A 19,180-nucleotide genomic window follows, 5' to 3' on the forward strand; every position below is an offset into this window, starting at 1 on the left:
ACTCTGCGGTGCGAACATACCCGGCAAACTGTACCTTGACCTTGAAAAGGCCAATGAAAAGGGCGGAGCCGAAGCCGTGCGTGAGGTCGGGCTGGAATTTGCGGTGCGCCAGATACAGTTTTTGCTGGAGAACGGTGCTCCCGGGGTTCATCTATATACACTCAATAAGGCCGACATGTGCTTGCGGCTGGCTGAAGAATCCGGCCTTTTGCGGGCGTGACGCAAACTTCGGGCCCCGGCGAAACCGCCGGGGCCCTCGTGTTTTCGTTGACCAGGATGTACGTCCGGTATAGTTTTGCGCCTATGTCGGCATACGTGGAAAAAGGACACGGCCCCCTGCTTGTGGCCGTTTGCGCGGGCCTGTTTTGTATGCCCTTCATGATGGCGGGGGTGAGTGCCGTGCTGCCCCTGCTGGGGGAAGAACTGCACGCCACCGCAAGAGAACTGGGACTCATTGGCGCAGCCTATGCGCTTGGTCTTGCCATGTTTCAGCTTGGCGGCGGCAGTATGGGCGACATTTGGGGCTACCGCCGTATCTTCTTGTGGGGGACGGCGCTTTTTGCCCTGACAGGCGCGGCTCAAGGTTTTGTTCCTTCCGTTGATCTTCTTCTTCCCTTGCGCTTTCTTCAGGGAGTTGGCGGTGCGATTCTCAACGCCTGCGGTCTGGCCTTGCTGGCCTCAGCCGCGCCAGAAGGCCGCCGTGCGGTCTATCTTGGTTTCAGCAGCGCCTCAATTTCTGCGGGTGTAGCGTGCGGCCCGGCTGTCGCCGGAATTCTGGCAGACAGCCTTGGCTGGCGCTGGCTATTCTGGGGCAATGCCCTTCTGGCGCTGGCCGTGCTTTGCCTCATGAATTTTTTTGTGCAGTTTGAACGGCGGCCCACGCCAGACCGTGCTTTTGACTGGAAGGGCTGCTCCCTTTACGGTCTTGGTATGACGGCGCTTACGTGTGGCGCATCACTGCTGGCAGACAGGCCTCTTCCGGCCTGGGGGCTGCTGGCCGCGTTTGGTGTTATGCTGGCGGCATTTTGTCTGTACGAGTGGAGCGCCAAAGCTCCCTTGCTGGATCTGCGTCTGCTTGGCCGCAGTAAAATATTTGCCCTGTCAGCCCTGGCCTCACTGGTCAACTACGCCTCCCTGTCTGGCCTGGTGGTTTTTTTCAGCCTGTATCTTCACTACGGTCTGGGTATGAGCGTGCGGGAGGCAGGCTTTCTTTTGGCTCTGCAATCCGCCGTGCAGGTACTGACCACGCCGCTGGCGGCGCGGTTGTGTCTGAAAATAAAACCGGGCTGGGTCAGCGGCATCGGTGTGTTCCTGTGCGGGCAGGGAGTGCTTGCCGCAACCCTTTTACGTCTTGATTCTTCCATATGGCTTTTTGTGGCGGTGCAGACTCTGCTTGGCATTGGCATCAGTTTTTTTGCCATGCCAAATACCACAATAATGTTCGGCAGCGCCGGGCCGGATCATGTGGGGCAGGCTTCTGGCCTCAACGGTGCGGTACGCACCGGCGGGCAGCTTTTCAATCTTGTTTTGATCACTCTGACCATGTCATTTTTTCTGCACGGGCAGTCTGTGCGGCGCGAAACAGTTGGCAGTTTTATGAGCGCAATGCATCTGGATTTAAAAATTTTCGGCCTGCTCAATGCGCTGGCCCTGATATGCATACTTGTGCGTTACCATATATTCCGTAAGGCCCGAAGCGCTGCCTGACTGTTCCACCTTGCCTGCTTTATGACGCCCCTGTGTTGATCAGCCCCATACCCGGAGATACTGTTTCGCCATGTCATCATCCATCGAGAAAGGCCACGGCTGGCTGCTGATTGCGGTCTGTACCTCACTGTTCTGCATGCCCTTCATGATGGCTGGCGTGAACGCGGTTTTGCCGCCAATGGGCGCAGACCTGAACGCCAGCGTGCAGGAACTTGGGCTTATGGGGGCCTTCTATGCTATGGGCCTTGCCGTTTTTCAGCTTGCCAGCGGCAGTCTTGGCGATATTTTGGGATACCGCCGCATCTTCATTTGGGGCACCGCCATCTTTGGCATAAGCGGAGCCTTACTGGGATTTGTCACTTCAGTGGAAGTATTTTTAGGCTTGCGCTTTATACAGGGCGTTGGCGGGGCCATGTTCAACGCCTGTGGCCTTGCCCTGCTGGCATCGGCTGCACCTGCTGGCAAACGGGCCATCTACCTTGGCTACAGTGGCTCCGCCGTTTACGCGGGTATTGCCTGCGGTCCGCCTGTGGCGGGGTTTGTGGCGGGCTGGCTTGACTGGCACTGGCTCTTCTGGGGCAATGCTCTCACTTCGCTTGGCGTGCTTCTGCTCATGAAGTATTGCGTAAAGCTGGACTGGCGAACTGCCAAGGGCCGTCCCTTTGACTGGGGCGGCTGCATAATTTACGGGCTGGCCATGACGGCGCTGACCTTCGGCTCGTCAGAACTGGCAGACTACCCCATCATGGCGGGTTGCCTGCTGGCGGCGTTCATCGTCCTTATGGTGCTGTTCTGCTTCAAGGAACTGCGCAGCGAGTTTCCCATTCTTGATATTCGTCTGCTGGCGCGCAACCGGGTTTTTGCCCTGTCCTCGCTGGCGGCTTTTATCAACTACAGTTCTTTTTTCGGTATCCTGTTCTTTTTCAGCCTGTACTTGCAGTTCGGCCTGGGCATGACCGTGCAGCAGGCGGGCATGTTTCTGGCTTTGCAGTCTCTGGTGCAGGCTCTGATGACTCCGGTGGCGGCCCGCTTGTGCATCAAATTCGACCCCGGCCATGTGAGCGCCGTGGGCGTGGGGCTATGCGGCCTGGGCCTTTTGACGTCGGCCTTTCTTGAAATTGATTCGCCCATCGGCGTGCTGCTGGCTGCCCAGGGATTGCTTGGCGTGGGCATAAGCCTTTTTGCCCTGCCCAACACAACTATTATTCTCGAAAGTGCTGGCCCGGAACATGTGGGGCAGGCCTCTGGCCTGACCGGAGCTGTGCGCACTGGCGGGCAGCTTGTGAATATGGCGGTCATCACCCTGACCCTGGGGTTCTTTTTGGGAGATCAGCCCGCAGGGCCGGAGACCATAGACGCTTTTATGGACAGCATGCACGTTGATCTGGTGGTTTTTGGTGTGCTGAATCTTTTGGCTGTGGGCTGCGTGCTGGCGCGCAACAGAAAATAAGTGAAAAAAGTGTGTATTGCGGGGCAGAAAAAAGTCTAAAGTTTTTTGTAGGGCAGCCGAACAAGCAGTAAGGACGGAGACATTCATGGCCGACGCCAATTCCGCAAAACTGCGCATGATGTTACAGGGGTATGAACAGCAACTGCTGGCTGCCCGGCGTCTTGCGCGGTTCAGGGTTCGCATGAGGCTGGCGCATGGCGATGCGCCGGATGATCCCGATCCGGCAGCCCATAGGCACGCCTGCGTTGAAAAAGTGGCGCGCGAGCTGTATGAAGCACTGCTTTTTACAGGCAGTGATAACCCCGTGGTGGAGAACATCCGCAAGGAATTGGGCAAGGAAGTGGGGCAGGAAGTACGCTTCACCTACCCGCCAGGCCAGAGATTGCACATCGTGGGTGAAGGCCCGGACGGCATGCAGCCGCTGCCCGAGGATTTGCAGCGAAAAACACGACATGCCCTGTGGCGCATCACCCGCGACACGGTAGACAAAAGTATGCTGGAAGAGCCGCCAAGAGACGGAAGTTTTGTGAAACCGGCGGCACAAGGCGGTGCGGAAGCGCCGTCAGCGGAGTAGAAAATGGAAATCAAGAATACGACGAACAGCTTTTTCGATCCTTATTCCGCCGGGCTGGAGAAAAGCGCCGAAGCCAGAACAGACACGCGCCTGAAGGCACGCGCCGAAGGCACAGGCACGGAAGCCCCGCAAGGCGATACAGTCAGCGTTTCGCAGGATGCCCTGCTGCTGACGGAAGCGCGCCGCGCCGCCCAAAGTGCGCCGGACGTACGCTCGGATAAGGTTGAGGCGCTGCGCATTCAGGTAGCCAACGGAACCTATAAGCCGGACAGTCAGCTCATTGCCGCCAACCTCGTGCGTGAAGAACCGGGCCTGTTTCAGATATAGCTTTATAGCCTCGGCATAGACCTTTCGCATTCACGCCGCCATTTCCGGCAGGCTTCACCTCACCCCGTCTGACCAGATTTGACAGTTATAGGCCCCGGCCCGCTCCCGTGAGCGCGGCCGGGGTTTTGACGTTTTTAACCAGCCACACTTGTACGGCGCAGGCTTCAGGGCGTTCGGCACGGTTTCTGCAAAACAGGCTGTGCCGGTATCCCGGCAAGGAGTCAGCGCCATGAAATTGACAATTTTGCGCAATCCCACCCTGTGGATTTTTACCGCCGCCCTGCTCATCAGCATGGTGCTTCCCTCACAGGCTGCGCGCATTAAGGATATTGCCAACTTTTCCGGTGTTCGCGACAACCAGCTTATAGGCTATGGCCTTGTGGTGGGTCTGGCGGGCACTGGTGATAAAAAAGATTCAGTCTTTACTATGAGTTCCATGAAAAATATGATGGACCGCATGGGCATTGGCGTGGACTCCTCAGCGCTCAAGACCAAGAACGTGGCTTCCGTTATGGTGACGGCACGCATGCCGATCTCTGCCAAGCCGGGCACAAGTCTTGACGTTACTGTGTCTTCTGTGGGCGACGCCACATCCCTTCTGGGCGGCGTGTTGCTGCAAACGGCCCTCAAGGGCGTTGACGGCAAGATCTACAGCCTGGCTCAGGGCTCACTGACTGTGGGCGGGTTTTCCAGCCAGGGCAAGGCGGCCAGCGTCAGCAAGAATATCAGCACCGTGGGTATTATCCCCGGCGGTGGCATTGTTGAGCGCGGCATTCCCTTTGAATTCAATCAGCAGGACAAGCTCACCCTGCACCTGCGCACGGCGGATTTCAGCACTGCCCAGCAGATAGCCGAACGCGTCAACGGCGCCATGGGCGGCCCCTTTGCCCGCGCTGTTGACGACATGTCCATCACAATGGATATCCCGCCCCAGTACCGTCACAACATGGTGCCCCTTATGGCCTCCATAGAAAATCTGGACGTCAGCCCGGATACAGCCGCCAAGGTGGTTGTGGACGAAAAGACGGGCACCGTGGTGCTTGGCCGCGATGTGCGCATCATGCGCGCGGCGGTGGCCCACGGCAACTTGCAGATAACCGTGCAGGAAGGCCAGCAGGTGTCCCAGCCTGGCCCGTTCTCGCAGGGGCAGACAGTGGTGACGCCCACCACGGAAACCAATGTGCGTGAAGAAAACCGTCATCTGGTCATCGTTGAAGGCGCCACTCTTCAGGAGCTGGTAGACGGTCTCAATTCCATCGGGGCCACCCCGCGCGACCTTATTTCCATCCTGCGCACCATGCAGGTTTCCGGTGCGCTGTTGGCGGAGCTGGAGGTAATCTAACATGACCTCGCCTCTTACCACAGGTCTTGTGCCGCATGAGGCCAGCGGGTCCGAAGTGTCCCACCGCGAGTTCCAGTCCCGCCTGGCGGGCGTGAGCAACCTCAATGGCAAAAAAATGACGGAAGCGGAGAAAGAAAAGAAGCTCCGTGAAGCCTGCGAAGGCTTTGAATCCATATTTATTCAGAAAATGTGGCAGGAAATGCGCAGCACCCTGCCCAAGACCAATATGCTTCAGGGACGCGAAGAGCAGTACTGGCAGAGCATGTATGATCAGGAGCTGGCCAAATCTATGACCGCGGCGGGCGGTATTGGCCTGGCTGATATGATGTATGCCCAGCTTTCCCGTGATCTTGTTTCGGCCAGCCGTGGTACGGCCTCGGCCAAAGCAAGTTCCGCGCCGGGTTTTGTGCCGCAGGTTGCCTCCATCATACCGCAGGAAGGTCAGGCGACAGGTTCCGCTGAAGGACAAAACGGATCACAGGGCAAGGCAGGGCATACAGCCATGCGTGGCAATGCGCCCATCCCTTCTGTTTATGACGGCATAGCTCCTGTGCAGGATGTGGGTGAATCCATGCAGCTTCAGGTAATGCCCGGCGGCACTGGTTCTGCCGAAGCCGCGCTGGCTGCGGCGGGGCAACCCGCTTCGCAGGCTCCTGCCATTGCCACTCCCCCCGAAGTGGAGCAGGCTTTGGCCGCCTTGCGCTCGCGCAAGGAAGCTGGCGTCCGTCAGGAAGGGGAGCAGCGCGCACCCAACATGAATACGGGGCTGAACCTTGCCCGCGCGGCCCAGTTTGAGGCGGGCAGCAAGGTAGGCGCGCGCGCGGTACTGCCGCGTACGCATCTTAACGGCCCTGCGCACAGCCCCAGTACTCTGGCCGGGCAGGCTGGTTCCGCTCAAATGGGTGCTGCGGCAACTGGCCGTGTGGACCAAGCGGTGCAGACTGCCAATGCCGGACAGGCACTGGACATGCAAATGCGTATGGCCCAGAGCATGGGCACACCCGCAGCCATGCAGGCGGCCATGCAAATGGGGCAGCCCCAGCAGGCGGGGGGCCAGATGATGGGCCAAACAACAGCGCAGGCGGCAGGCCAGGTATCGGCTCAGGCTCAAATCCAATCTGGCGCGCAGGGAGTCATGCAAGCTGGTATTCCTGTACCCAGGCCGCAACAGGCTGCGCAGCCCGCCGGGGGCGTCATAACTCCGGGGCCGGCCGTCGCCGCAGGTCAGGACGCCGCGCAGGAGCCGCATATCCAGAAGGTTCGCTACACCACCAATATGCCGCCCAGCCAGCGTAAAACTTCCGGCAGCGACATACTGCATAATCTTGCTGTGGAAAATGCCGCCCGGTCGCCACAGGCGTCGCAGCCCGCCGAGGGATCTGCGCTGTCAGCACAGACTGCCGCCGCGCAGCCCGTTGCCGCAGGGCACGAGGCCGCACAGCAGCCGCAGCTTCAAAAGGTGCGCTACACCACCAATATGCCTGCCAGCCAACGCAAGACTTCCGGCAGTGACCTACTGCGCAACCGTAATGTGGACGCCGCTGGCCCCAACAGCCGGGCGGGAGCCGGATTGGCGGCCTATCATGCCCAGCAGGCAGGCCAGCCCGTTCTGGCCGCACCGGGGCAGCCGCAGACACCTGCCGCCGCAGCACAACCCGCAGCAGCGCAGTCAATACAGCCTCTGGCGCAGCCCATGACAGGTCAGCCAGCGGCACCTATCGCGCCCTTGACGTCCTCAGCGGCGCAGGCCGCGCAGCCTGTTCAGCAGGTTCAGGTTCCTGAGAGCTATGGTATTCCGCCCCTTACGGCTATGGATCTGCGGCGCTGACGCTGGCTTTGCGGCCAGACCACCGTTTTTGCCGCCCCATATGGGCACGGAAATTGCTTTGTTATGAGCGGGGCGGCAGATTCTGCCTGCGGGCCATAAGCCACAGGCCGCCCAGCGAGGTCTATTATGTACACGACAGTCCATTCATCCCTGATGCGTCAAAGCAAGGCTCTGGTCCTGCTGTGTGAACTTATGGAAGAAGAATACCAGGTTCTGCTGAGCCATGACACGGATGCCGTGGTGGCGCTGGAGTTCGCCATTCAGGAACTCATCCGCCAGTTGGCGGTAGAAAAAGCCACAGTCATCAAGGCCCTGGCGGGCATGCGCGTCAAGGAGTACGCCGAAAATCTGCCGCAAGCCGAAGGTGATGCTTTGCTTGATCTGCTGACCACCATCGACAAGGCGGAACAGGGCGTGTCGCGTCAGGCCACGCGTAACAGTCAGCTTTCTTTGGCTCTGCTGGATCAAAGCAGCCGCACCCTTCAAGCGTTGACCAGTCAGGTCATGCCGCCCAAGGCCGAGACATATGGCCGCCGGGGGGGCATGCGTGCGCATGCGCATCCCGAGGCGGCGCTTATTTCAGGGAGGCTCTAGGTCATGCTTAACGGATTGCTCAATATCGGCCAGACGGCCCTCAACGCTTCCCAGGCATGGATATCTGTCACTGGCAGCAATATCGCCAATGCCGATACCGAGGGCTATAGCCGCCGGTATGTGGATCAGCGCGATGCAGGCACCCTTACCGCCAAGCCCGGCGGAGAGGGCATGGGCGTCAACGCGCAACAGATTCTGCGTTTTTTTGACGCATTTCTTGAGCGCTCCTATGTTCGGCAGTCCACCAATTCTTCCCGTTGGACAGCGCAGGATACCGTGCTCAGTTCGGTGGAAAACCTGTTCAACGAATCCAACCGGTCTGGCATAAGCTCATCCATGAACGCTTTTTTCAAGGGATGGAGCGATCTTACACAGCTGCCGGACAACAGTGCCTATCGTGAAAGCCTGCTTTCCAATGCTGATAACCTGAGCGATATGTTCAGCAGTACGGCGGATGGGCTCAAGGCTATCCAGAGCGAGATGGATGTTTCCATCAATCAGTCTGTAAACCGGATCAACGTTCTGGCCAGGAGCATTGCCGACCTTAACAGGCAGATCACTTCAACTACCGTTGACGGTGTGAGCAATCCCAATGCCCTGCTTGACCAGCGCGACCAGATGGTGCGCGAATTGGCCACTCTTGTGGATGTGGAAACTGTCGACAACGGCAAGGGCAACTTCACTGTGCAGCTCTCCACCGGGCAGCCGCTGGTGCAGGGGCAGAACGTCAATGAACTTAAGGTGATGGGGCCGCGCTCTGAAAATAATCTTCAGGTTGATTCGACCTACAAGGGGAATATTGAATTTCAGGGCACAGACAGTCACGAGTACACCGTTGAAGTTATTAATGGCGGCAGCGTTGGCGATACCCCGCCTCCGAGTTTCCGCGTGTCGCTGGACGGCGGTAAAACGTGGCTGCGTGACGAGAGCGGCACAGAGCTGCATTACAACATTACCGATGTTGACGGCGACGGCAAGGTTGACCCGGTACAGGTGAAAAACCTGAAAATATCCTTCACAGACGGGCAAAACTTTGATGCCGGGGACAAATTCGACATAACGCCCAAAAGTGGACTGTACTGGATAGAGCCCACCCGTGGCCCCCAGAATGTCACTCCGCAGACATACTTTGACGGTTCTGAAAACAAGAACCGCGTCACTGGTGGCAAGCTGACTGCCTATTACACTGTGCGCGACGACAATTGCGGCCGCTACCTTGATGAGCTGGACGCAGTGGCTTCTTCATTGATTTGGGAAGTAAACCGCCTGCACAGCCAGGGCACTGGCACGGAACTGCTGACCTATGCCCAGGGTACGCAGCAGGTGCAGAGCACGCAGCAGCCACTTGGCTCGCCGCAGTCGATTTTGCCGTATGCCGACAAACTGCAGAGCGGCAACCTGAGCATATATTTTTACGACAAGACCACCGGAGACCTTCACAAAACGGCTTCCGGCAGCAATACGCTGGATTTCAGTTCCATCACTCCTCCCGGCACGGTAAATTTCGACCCTGCCTACCACACCCTTCAGGACGTGTGTGATGTTGTAAACAGCAGCTTTCCTGACAGCAGCGCGCCGGGCACCAACATGCTCAAGGCGAGCATTCAGGATGGCAAGCTGCTCATTGAGGCCAATCCGGCCAGCAATGTGAAGTTCGGCATGGGGATGGACAGTACGGGGCTTATGGCTGCTCTGGGCATCAACGCCTTTTTCACGGGCGACAGCGCTACCAATATGGCTGTTAACAGCCAGCTGCACACCAATGCCAACCTGATCGCTGCTGGTGCCGTAAATGGCCAGAATCAGGCCAACAAGGGCGACAACTCCACAGCCACAGCCATTGGAGCGCTCGCCAACAAGGACGTGACCATTTCCACCACCTGGAAAACCTCGTCCAATCAGAGCCTTGGCGAATATTACGCAACCCTGGTGACCACGGTTGGTTCGGACAGGCGGCTTTCCAAGACAAACTCGGAATACCACACGTCCCTGACCACCGATCTTGAGGACCGCGTTACTTCAGTCACAGGAGTAAACCTGGACGAAGAAATGTCCAATCTCATCAAGTTCCAGCATTCTTACACGGCGGCGGCCAAGCTTATCACAACCGCCGACCAGATGCTGCAAACCCTGCTGGGCCTCAAGCAATAGGAGCTGTTATGGCTATTCGAGTTACCCAAAGCTCCATGTATAATACAATGGTTGGGCAGATGCAGAAGAATCTTTCTGCATATATGGAAAGCAACGAGCAGGGCTCAACGCAGAAAAAGATCAACCGTCCATCTGACGATCCTGCTGGCACCTACCGTGTTCTCATGACCAGAGACGACATCAGCGACACCAAGCAGTATCAGACCAATTGCGATACTGCCAAAGGGTGGCTCTCGCTGGCTGACGATGTGCTGGGCACGCAACTGAGCACGACCATGACCAAGCTCAAGAGCTTGATGGAACAGGCCTCCACAGGAACGACAGCTGACCAGCGCAAACTTATCGCTGCGGAAGCCAAGGAAATTTTTGGTCAGATTCTTAATCTTTCCAATACCCAGTTCAATGATAAAAGCATTTTTGGCGGCCAGCGTTATGACCAGAACGCCTTTGAGCAAGGCTTGGCCCTGACCAGTTGGGATACAAACTGGGACAGCCAGATAAGTCAGGGCAATTACACCATTGATGGAGCCAGCAGTTCTTCGATGATGGTGCAGTTTGTCAGTAACGGCACCCTTGGCGTCGACCCCTTGAACTATCGCTGGTCCAAGGACGGTGGTGAAACTTGGACAACCGCAACTGTTGCGGCAGGCAGCCGTACACTGGTGGCCGACGGCGTGACTATGACTATGGATCAGAACATAGCTGTCAGCGCTGCGGATACAACTCTTGGGGCCGGGGCCAAGAACGGCACCCTCGTCTATATCCGCCCCACGGCGGTGTACCAGGGCGACGACAACGATCCCCCGCCGGAAATGACCGTTATGGGTGGACCGGCCAATCTTAAAACGTCGGCCAGCGGTGTGTTCGGCAACAACGTGCTGGTTCGTATGGACAGCACTGTGGACCTGAGCAGTACGGGCACGTCCTTTAACTATTCATACAGTCTTGACAGCGGCGGCACCTGGGTAACGGCCACAGCGCAGACTTCTGGATCTGGCACTGTGCGCTTGCCTGTGCCCGGCGGCTATATGGATATGGACGCCACACCTCCGGCTGCGTCTACCACCATTGATGCGGGAACCCAGATGCTGATACATCCCGCACGTGCCAATCTTAATCTGGAAATCATGAAGGGCACCTACATTTCTGTGAACAATGTGGGCAAAGATATTTTTGGCGGCTACTATCAGGGCCAACCTGCCCTTGAGGGCAGTGCCAATCTGTTTGAAGTGGTGGGCGACTTTGTTGCCTACTGCGAAAACAATAATCAGGAAGGTTGCCAGAAGAGCCTTGCCGCCATTGAAGTTGCACAGCAGAATATTCTTGGTGAAGAAGCCCGCATCGGCGGTTTGGAAAACCGCGTCAGCATGGCTCAGGACGTGTTGAGCTTTCAGAGGGTGGACCAGGAAGAACGATTAAGCTATACTGAGGACATTGATCTTACCGAGCTGTTGGCCAAGCTCACGCGGCAGCAGTTGACGTACCAGACTGTGCTTCAGTCTTCGTCGATGATTATGCAACTGAGCCTTGCCAAGTACATATAACAGGTAGCACCTATGCTGATATTAACGCGCCGCCCGGGAGAAAGCCTTTATCTCGGCGAAAACATTCGCATAACCGTTCTGGGTATGCAGGGCAAACAGGTCAAGCTTGGCCTGGAAGTGCCGGGCGACACCACCGTTTACCGGGAAGAAGTATACAAGCGAGTTGTGGAAGAAAACCGACGCGCCCTTGAAACCAGTAACAACGACCTGATGGTGGCTGCTGAATTATGGCACGAAACAAAGAAATAGAAATTGATACCCGCCTTGGGCGGCGCAGTATCGATGCCGATAAGGTTGTGCATTTTCCCCGCGGTCTGGCCGGCTTTGAGGATGAGAGAGATTTCATCCTGCTGCAAATCCGTCCCGAAGCGCCTCTGCTTATCCTGCAGAGTACGAGCAACCCGACGGTGGGGCTGTTGGTGGCTGATCCTTACAGCTTCCTGGACAAAACTGTCTATGTGCCCGCTGTGGGGGAAGCTGAAAAGCAGCTTTTGCAAATTGCAGATCTGGGTGAAACAGCGGTTCTGGTGACAGTCTCCATTCCCGCTGGTCAGCCTGAAGCGGCGGTGCTCAATCTGGCAGGCCCCATTGTCATCAATTCCCAAGCGCGCATGGGCCTGCAGGTGCCTCAGTGCGCAGATGGCCCACAGCAGGTTTATATGCACAGTCTCAAACCTGTTGGGGAAACTTCGCCTGAAGAGCAAGATGCATCGGCTTCGGCAGAGTAATGCTTCTGGCGGCCCGGTGCCGTAAACTCAAAACATGTTCGAGGCCGCCCAAAGGGGCGGCCTTTTTCTTTCGGGCGCCGGGTCTTCAGGCAAATTGTCATTGGTGATCTCTGGAGAATCGTTGCTGCATTGCCACAGGGGTAAAACGCAAAGCCAGTGCGCCATTGTTGACGAGGCTTGTCCCGGTCTTATTTATATTTAGAAAAATATAATAGCAGCAGCGAGGCTACTGGCGCAGAAAAATATTTCTTTTTTGTGCCGTATGAGCTACAAATTCGTGTTTTTTGAAAGCTTCTTTATTTCCGCACGTTGTTCCATTTTTTTACAGTTGAGAGCCCTGTGGATGGAGTTTTTTCACGCACAGTTCTGCTAGTGATACCAAAGTTTTTTGGCTAATCCCCTATGCAAGGCTGGTAATCACAGATATATGGTTTTATTCTCGTAGAAAAGCTAACCGATTGGGCAACCAATCGCACAGTGTCCGGTGTGTCCCGGGCTGGCGAGTGGGGCGCGCGCTGCACCCCCACCATACAGACGTTCAAGGAGGCCTCATGGCAAGTCAGGCGTTGATCAGGGATTTTGAAGACCTCATTGGCAAGGAAAACGTGTTCAGCTCAGAGGCTGACAGGCAGAGCTATTCGTATGACTCGGCGGTGCTCACTCCGGTTGTGCCTTCTCTTGTGCTGCGTCCGACTTCGACCGAACAGTTGGGCGTCTGTGTAAAAAAGCTGTATGACAACGGCATTCCCATGACTGTTCGCGGCGCGGGCACCAATCTGTCCGGCGGCACCATCCCCGACAATACCGACACAGTTGTCATTTTGACCAACGGCCTTAACCGCATCATCGAAATCAACTCTGACGACCTTTATGCCGTGGTTGAGCCTGGCGTCATCACCGCCCAGTTCGCCGCTGAAGTCGCCAAGAAAAATCTTTTCTACCCTCCGGATCCGGGTTCTCAGGCTGTGTCGACCATAGGCGGCAATATCGCTGAAAACGCAGGCGGCCTGCGCGGCCTCAAGTACGGCGTTACCAAGGATTACCTCATGGGCGTTGAATTTTTTGACGCCACTGGCGAGATCGTCAAGTCCGGTTCGCGCACGGTCAAGTGCGTCACGGGCTACAACCTCGGCGGCATGCTGGTGCAGTCCGAAGGCACGCTGGGCATTATTTCCCAGGCCATTCTCAAACTTGTGCCCCCGCCCAAGGCCTCCAAGGCTCTTATGGCCGTGTTCGACGAAGTACAGGACGCCGCCGAAGCTGTGGCTGGCATTATTGCCGCTCACGTGGTTCCCTGTACCCTTGAACTTCTGGACAACAACACCATCGTGCGCGTGGACGACTACACCAAGGCTGGCCTGCCGCGTGAAGCTGGCGCTATTCTGCTGATTGAAGTGGACGGACACCCCGCCCAGGTGGCGGACGATGCCGAAGCCGTGGAACGTGTGCTCAAGGCCAATCGCGCCCGCGCCGTGCATGTGCCCAAGGACGCCGAAGAAAAGTTCAAGCTGTGGGAAGCCCGCCGCATGGCTCTGCCCGTGCTGGCCCGCTGCCGGCCCACCACCGTGCTCGAAGACGCCACTGTGCCGCGCTCGCAGATCCCCGCCATGATGAAGGCTGTCAACGAAATCGCCGCCAAGCACAAGCTTGAAGTGGGTACCTTTGGTCACGCTGGCGACGGCAACCTGCACCCCACCTTCCTTTGCGACAAGCGCGACAAGGACGAATTCCATCGCGTTGAAGAGGCCATTGACGAAATGTTCGATGTTGCTCTCAAGCTGCACGGCACCCTTTCTGGCGAACACGGCATCGGTACGGCCAAGTCCAAATGGATGGAAAAAGAAACTTCACGCGGCACCATTTTGTTCTCGCAGCGGCTGCGTCGCGCTCTTGATCCCAAGGGCCTGTTCAACGCCACCAAGCTGGTGGGAATCTAGGAGCCTACATGAGCAATCTGCACGAATTGTCGCAGCGTCTTATGGCGCTGGATGACAGGATTACAGCCTGTATGAAGTGCGGCATGTGCCAGGCCGTGTGCCCCATGTTCGGGGCTTCCGGCATGGAAGCCGACGTGGCCCGCGGCAAGCTGGCCCTTATTGACAACCTCGCCCACGAAATGATTCAGGACCCCGAAGCCGTAGCCGACAAACTGGGGCGCTGCCTTTTGTGCGGCTCCTGCCAGGCTTCCTGTCCTCCCGGCGTTCAGATTATGGACGTCTTTATGGAAGCGCGCGAAATCGTCAATGCCTATCTTGGCCTGCATCCGGTCAAGAAAATGATATTCCGCGCGTTGCTGCCGCAGCCCAGTGTGTTCAACCTGGCCATGCGCGTGGGTGCTCCCATGCAGGGCCTCATGTTCCGCAGCACGGGCGCTCCGCAGGGCACGGTGTGCGCTCCCATGCTCAACTTCATGCTTGGCGACCGCCATATGCGGCCTCTGGCCAAAAAACCCCTGCACGTCCGCCACGGCGCGCTGGATGAGCGCCGCCAGCCCGGCGGCATCAAGGTGGCTTTCTACCCCGGCTGTATGGGCGACAAGATGTATGTTGATATGGCTGAAGCCTGTCTCAAGGTGCTTCGCCATCACAATGTGGCTGTCTTCATGCCCAAGGGGCTGACCTGTTGCGGCATTCCCGCCCTGTCTTCCGGCGATGCCGACGGCATGGTCAAGCAGATGAAGGTCAATCTCAAGGCCCTTGACGGCGCGGACTTTGACTACATTCTGAGCCCCTGCGGCTCCTGCACCTCCACTGTCAAAGAACTCTGGCCCCGCTATGCTGGCCGTATCGGCGCTGTGGAGAAACGCAAGGCCGATCAGCTGGCCGCCAAGGCTATGGATATTAACGCCTTCCTCGTGGATGTACTCAAGGTGCAGCCTGCCGGAACCCCGGCTGGCAACGCAACCTCTGTGACTTACCACGATTCCTGCCACCTCAAGAAGTCTCTGGGTGTGGTCAGCCAGCCTCGTGCTGTCATGGCCGCCAACCCTGCCTACAAAGTAGTGGAAATGGCAGAGCCGGACCGTTGCTGCGGCTGCGGCGGCTCGTTCAACCTTTTCCACTATGACTATTCACGCAAGATCGGACAGCGCAAGCGTGACAATGTTGTAGCCTCCCAGGCTGAAGTGGTGGCCGCCGGTTGTCCTGCCTGCATGATGCAGCTTGAGGACGTGCTTTCGCACAATAAGGACCGTGTGCGCGTTATGCATACGGTGGAAATATACGCTGAAAGCCTGAAATAGAACGGCCGCTCCGGCGGGGAATATCCTTCTCCGCCGGAGTGACGCGGCACGCCCGCGTAACCAAGATGACCAAAAGGAGTATAGTATGCCCCCTGTGAATCAGGAACTGGTCGAAGCTTTCGCCGCCAAGGCCGCGGCGGTCAGCGCGGTGGTGCAGGAAGTGCCCACTATGGCCGCAGCCCTGCAATATGTTGTGGATGTTTGCGCCAGCAAAGCTCCCTCTGAACTTCTGGCTGATGCCCCCGGCGTCGCCCAGGGACCTTTGAGCCCCAACAATGTGCCCACCCGCGTGCAGCGTGTGGTTGCCGCCCCGGAACTTAATGATGCGGATTTTGCCACCCTGGCTGCCGCCTGTGAGGAAAAGGGCTTTCTCTGCATCCGCGAGGGGCTGCGCAACTATCTTGCCGGCATTGACGTGGGCCTTTCCACGGGCATCGTGGGAGTGGCCGCCAGCGCTACCTGTCTGCTCGACACCGACAAGGAAGACGTGCGCCTGACGGGCATGATTTCCGAGGTGTCAATGATCCTCCTGCGCAAATCCGACATTTACCCCGATCTGCCGTCCATTGCCCAGATTCTGCGCGAGCGCATGAGTTCGGCGCCTGCTACCTACACCACGATGGTGACGGGCCCCAGCCGTACGGCTGACATCGAACGTGTGGCCGCCGTGGGCGTACATGGCCCGCTGGAACTCCACATCATTCTTTTGGAGGACTAACCCATGCATGACGCCCTTAAAAGCAATTCTGGCTACCACAAGGAACTGGACGAAGCCCTTAACGACGAATTTCTGCGTCGCACTCTGGACACTTTTGCTGTTGCCTACCGCGCCAACCGCGAGGCCGTGTTCAAGGAAGTGGACGAGCGCGGTCTCATAGCCAAAGTAGCTGATGCCAAGGATTACGCCTGTCAGCACATGGAAGAACTGTACAACCAGTTCAAGTCCGAGGCCGAAAAGCGCGGCGTGCACGTGCACCGTGCCGCCACCGCTGCCGAAGCCAACGAGATCATTTCGCGCATCGCCAAGGAAAACAACGTCAAGCGCGTGGTCAAATCCAAATCGATGACGGCTGAAGAAATCGAGTTGAATCCGGCCCTTGAGGCCCAGGGCCTCATCGTGGACGAAACCGACCTCGGCGAATGGATCATCCAGTTGCGGCATGAAGGCCCCTCGCACATGGTCATGCCCGCTATCCACCTTTCGCGCTATCAGGTGGCCGACGACTTCACCAAGGCCACTGGCGTGAAACAGGATTCGGACGTGCAGCACCTGGTCAAGGTGGCCCGCGTGCAGCTGCGCCGCAAGTTCATCGCTGCGGATATGGGCATCAGTGGATGTAACTTCGCTGTGGCTGAAAACGGCGCTGTTTCTACCGTGACCAACGAAGGCAATGCCCGCATGGTCACCACTTTGCCGCGCGTGCATGTGGCCATTGCCGGTCTGGACAAGCTTGTCGCCAAGCTGGACGATGCCCTTACGGCTCTGTTGGTGCTGCCCCGTAACGCCACTGCCCAGCGCATCACCTCCTACGTCACCTGGATGTGTGGCGCGGGTCCCTGTGCCGCCAATGCCGACGACAAAAAGATCATGCATGTGGTCTTTCTGGATAACGGCCGCACCGAAATCGCCAAGGATCCGCTGTTCAAGCAGATCTTCCGTTGCGTGCGCTGCGGCGCTTGCGCCAACGTCTGCCCCGTGTACCGCCTCGTGGGCGGCCACAAGATGGGCTACATCTATATTGGCGCCATCGGTCTTATCCTTACCTACTTCTTCCACGGTAAGGAACGCGCCCGTATTCTGAGCCAGAACTGCATGGGTTGCGAATCCTGCGCCAATGTGTGCGCTGGCGGCATCGAACTGCCGCGCCTCATCCGCGAGATCCGTTCGCGCCTCAATGAAGAGCAGGGCGCTCCCATTGAAGCCAACCTGCTGTCAGCTGTCATGAAGAACCGCAAGCTCTTCCACAAGCTGCTCAAGTTCGCCAGCTTCGCCCAGAAGCCCTTTACCCGTGGCGCCCAGTTCCAGCGGCATCTGCCAGCGGTGTTTATGGGCAAGCACAACTTCAAGGCATTGCCCGCCATTGCCAACAAGTCCTTCCGCGACCGCTGGCCTGCAATCGCGCCCAAGGTGCAGAATCCTGTCATGCGCGTGGCTATTTTCAGCGGCTGCGCTCAGGACTTCATCTATCCTGAACAGCTGGAAGCCTGCGTGAAGATTCTGGCCGCCAAAAACGTGGCGGTGGAATTCCCGATGGATCAGTCCTGCTGCGGGCTGCCCCTGGAAATGATGGGACAGCGCAAAACCTCCATTGATGTAGCCAAGCAGAACATTGCTGCTTTCCGCGGCGGCAACTATGACTACATCATCACGCTCTGCGCGAGCTGCGCCGGGCATTTGAAGCACCACTATCCGCAGATTCTCGACAAGGACTACGCGTTGGTGGAAGGCCAGGCTTTTGCGGCCAAGGTCATTGACTTCAGCTCCTTTGTGCATGATGTGCTTGGGCTTAAGCCAGAAGACTTCCACAAGTCTGGTCAGAAGGTCACGTATCACGCTTCCTGCCACCTTTGCCGTGGCCTGAACGTGAAGGAAGCCCCTCGTGCCCTTATTGCCGATGCGGCTGAATACGTGCCCTGCGATGAAGAAGAAGTTTGTTGCGGATTCGGCGGCAGCTACTCTGTGAAGTTCCCCGAAATCTCGGCGCAGCTTCTGGAAAAGAAGGTCAACAACATGAAGGCCACCGGGGCTGACCGCTTGGTTGTGGACTGCCCTGGCTGCGTCATGCAGCTGCGTGGCGGTGCTGAAAAGCAGGGCCTGAAGATCAAGGTCGACCACATCTCCGAGTTGCTGGCCGACAACTTGAAAAAATAAGACTCGTTCAACATATCTGACATGAAGAAGCGCCGCTTGAAAAAGCGGCGCTTCTTCGTATGGCTTTACATATCATTTAAGCTTTTTAGCGCTGGAGTATTGCAACGGTAATCTGCCCCAAAACCCGCTAGTTGAAACGGGTCTTCTTAAAGCAGCGCTACCGTGCATCACATTGTGCCGTTGTTTGGTTCAAGCCTGCAAGCCGGGCGGATATTTACGCAACACACCCACGCGAGTTGCTTGTTGTGTCATGCATTGTGCAACCCAAGTGGCGTGTGGACAACAATAGCCCGGCAAAAGCATGATCCAGGCTTGAAGATTGCGGGGGCTCTTGCCAGAAAGGAGCCCTGGAGGCGGCACTGGCAAGGCCGTGAAGTGACGAAGCTGTAGGGTTGATGTGTGTTGAAGTTCTGGCAAAAAGGCGTCATAAGGCGCACCCGAAGACCGGACCTTTTGTGTGCCGCCAATCGGCTCAAGCGCGCGGAAAAACAGAGCGGCTATGTCCACGCAAGGGGAGGACTTTGCCGATATGGCGACCGTAAGGGCAAGCTGCGTGCAGGCTTGTCAACAGTCAGATATACAGAAACCCGCCAATAGCGGGCTGTCTGCATTGCCGCGCAGGAGTGTGCTATTGCAAAAACTGCGAAGGAATGCGCCACCAGTACCAGTGGCTGACGACTGTGGAATCTTGAGGCTCCCATTCACCGCAGGTTTCAAAATAATGCAAAACCCGGCCTTCGGCTTCACTAAGAGCGCGTCCCTTTTCGACAAACTGGCGGATACGAAAAAAGATGGCCAGGCACTCAAAGAGGCCAAGGCAAT

Annotated in this window: 17 protein-coding genes and 1 pseudogene; 17 read left to right on the forward strand and 1 reads right to left on the reverse strand. The window is 57.4% G+C overall.

Features of this window, described 5'->3' with window-relative positions; translation table 11 throughout:
• The 17 genes from QM579_RS09565 to ldhH form a co-directional block, all read left to right on the forward strand.
• Positions 1–220, forward strand: a 220-nt coding sequence (locus QM579_RS09565; RefSeq protein ID WP_414998933.1) for a methylenetetrahydrofolate reductase, incomplete at its 5' end; no start/stop codon positions are given.
• Positions 217–1,707: an MFS transporter gene (locus tag QM579_RS09570; RefSeq protein WP_414998934.1), complete on the forward strand. Its 1,491-nt coding sequence runs from the start codon at positions 217–219 to the stop codon at positions 1,705–1,707. The genes QM579_RS09565 and QM579_RS09570, both read left to right, overlap by 4 nt.
• A gap of 70 nt (positions 1,708–1,777) precedes the next feature.
• Entirely contained in the window at positions 1,778–3,157 is a 1,380-nt protein-coding gene (locus tag QM579_RS09575) for an MFS transporter (protein ID WP_414998935.1), read from the forward strand.
• Positions 3,158–3,242: 85 nt separating this feature from the next.
• Positions 3,243–3,731, forward strand: a complete 489-nt coding sequence (locus QM579_RS09580; protein WP_414998936.1) for a DVU0524 family FlgM-associated protein — start codon at positions 3,243–3,245, stop codon at positions 3,729–3,731.
• Positions 3,732–3,734: 3 nt separating this feature from the next.
• Positions 3,735–4,058, forward strand: a complete 324-nt coding sequence (flgM, locus tag QM579_RS09585; protein WP_414998937.1) for a flagellar biosynthesis anti-sigma factor FlgM — start codon at positions 3,735–3,737, stop codon at positions 4,056–4,058.
• A gap of 229 nt (positions 4,059–4,287) precedes the next feature.
• Entirely contained in the window at positions 4,288–5,400 is a 1,113-nt protein-coding gene (locus QM579_RS09590) for a flagellar basal body P-ring protein FlgI (protein WP_414998938.1), read from the forward strand.
• Between the two features lies 1 nt (position 5,401).
• A complete protein-coding gene (locus tag QM579_RS09595; protein ID WP_414998939.1) occupies positions 5,402–7,228 on the forward strand; it encodes a rod-binding protein in 1,827 nt (608 codons plus the stop codon).
• A gap of 126 nt (positions 7,229–7,354) precedes the next feature.
• Positions 7,355–7,822, forward strand: a complete 468-nt coding sequence (locus QM579_RS09600) for a flagellar protein FlgN (RefSeq protein ID WP_414998940.1) — start codon at positions 7,355–7,357, stop codon at positions 7,820–7,822.
• A gap of 3 nt (positions 7,823–7,825) precedes the next feature.
• On the forward strand, positions 7,826–9,973 hold the full coding sequence (gene flgK, locus QM579_RS09605) for a flagellar hook-associated protein FlgK (protein WP_414998941.1): 2,148 nt from the start codon (positions 7,826–7,828) through the stop codon (positions 9,971–9,973).
• A gap of 8 nt (positions 9,974–9,981) precedes the next feature.
• On the forward strand, positions 9,982–11,517 hold the full coding sequence (locus tag QM579_RS09610; protein ID WP_414998942.1) for a flagellin: 1,536 nt from the start codon (positions 9,982–9,984) through the stop codon (positions 11,515–11,517).
• 12 nt (positions 11,518–11,529) lie between these two features.
• On the forward strand, positions 11,530–11,766 hold the full coding sequence (gene csrA, locus QM579_RS09615) for a carbon storage regulator CsrA (protein WP_012625619.1): 237 nt from the start codon (positions 11,530–11,532) through the stop codon (positions 11,764–11,766).
• Complete coding sequence (gene fliW / locus QM579_RS09620; protein WP_414998943.1) at positions 11,745–12,245, forward strand: flagellar assembly protein FliW; 501 nt, start codon at positions 11,745–11,747, stop codon at positions 12,243–12,245. The genes csrA and fliW overlap by 22 nt, the downstream gene beginning before the upstream one ends.
• A 34-nt stretch (positions 12,246–12,279) precedes the next feature.
• A complete protein-coding gene (locus QM579_RS09625) occupies positions 12,280–12,447 on the forward strand; it encodes a hypothetical protein (RefSeq protein ID WP_414998944.1) in 168 nt (55 codons plus the stop codon).
• Positions 12,448–12,796: 349 nt separating this feature from the next.
• Entirely contained in the window at positions 12,797–14,182 is a 1,386-nt protein-coding gene (locus QM579_RS09630) for an FAD-binding oxidoreductase (protein ID WP_414998945.1), read from the forward strand.
• A gap of 8 nt (positions 14,183–14,190) precedes the next feature.
• Complete coding sequence (locus tag QM579_RS09635) at positions 14,191–15,486, forward strand: heterodisulfide reductase-related iron-sulfur binding cluster (RefSeq protein ID WP_414998946.1); 1,296 nt, start codon at positions 14,191–14,193, stop codon at positions 15,484–15,486.
• An 85-nt stretch (positions 15,487–15,571) separates the two neighbouring features.
• Positions 15,572–16,204 (forward strand): LutC/YkgG family protein, encoded by a 633-nt coding sequence (locus tag QM579_RS09640; RefSeq protein WP_414998947.1) that lies wholly within the window; start codon positions 15,572–15,574, stop codon positions 16,202–16,204.
• A 3-nt stretch (positions 16,205–16,207) separates the two neighbouring features.
• A complete protein-coding gene (gene ldhH / locus QM579_RS09645) occupies positions 16,208–18,358 on the forward strand; it encodes an L-lactate dehydrogenase (quinone) large subunit LdhH (RefSeq protein ID WP_414998948.1) in 2,151 nt (716 codons plus the stop codon).
• Positions 18,359–18,986: 628 nt separating this feature from the next.
• Here the strand turns inward: ldhH and QM579_RS09650 are convergent.
• A pseudogene (locus tag QM579_RS09650) lies at positions 18,987–19,180 on the reverse strand (hypothetical protein); the annotation flags it as partial.

It is taken from the genome of Desulfovibrio sp. (assembly GCF_047607245.1).
Taxonomy (GTDB): Bacteria; Desulfobacterota; Desulfovibrionia; order Desulfovibrionales; family Desulfovibrionaceae; genus Desulfovibrio.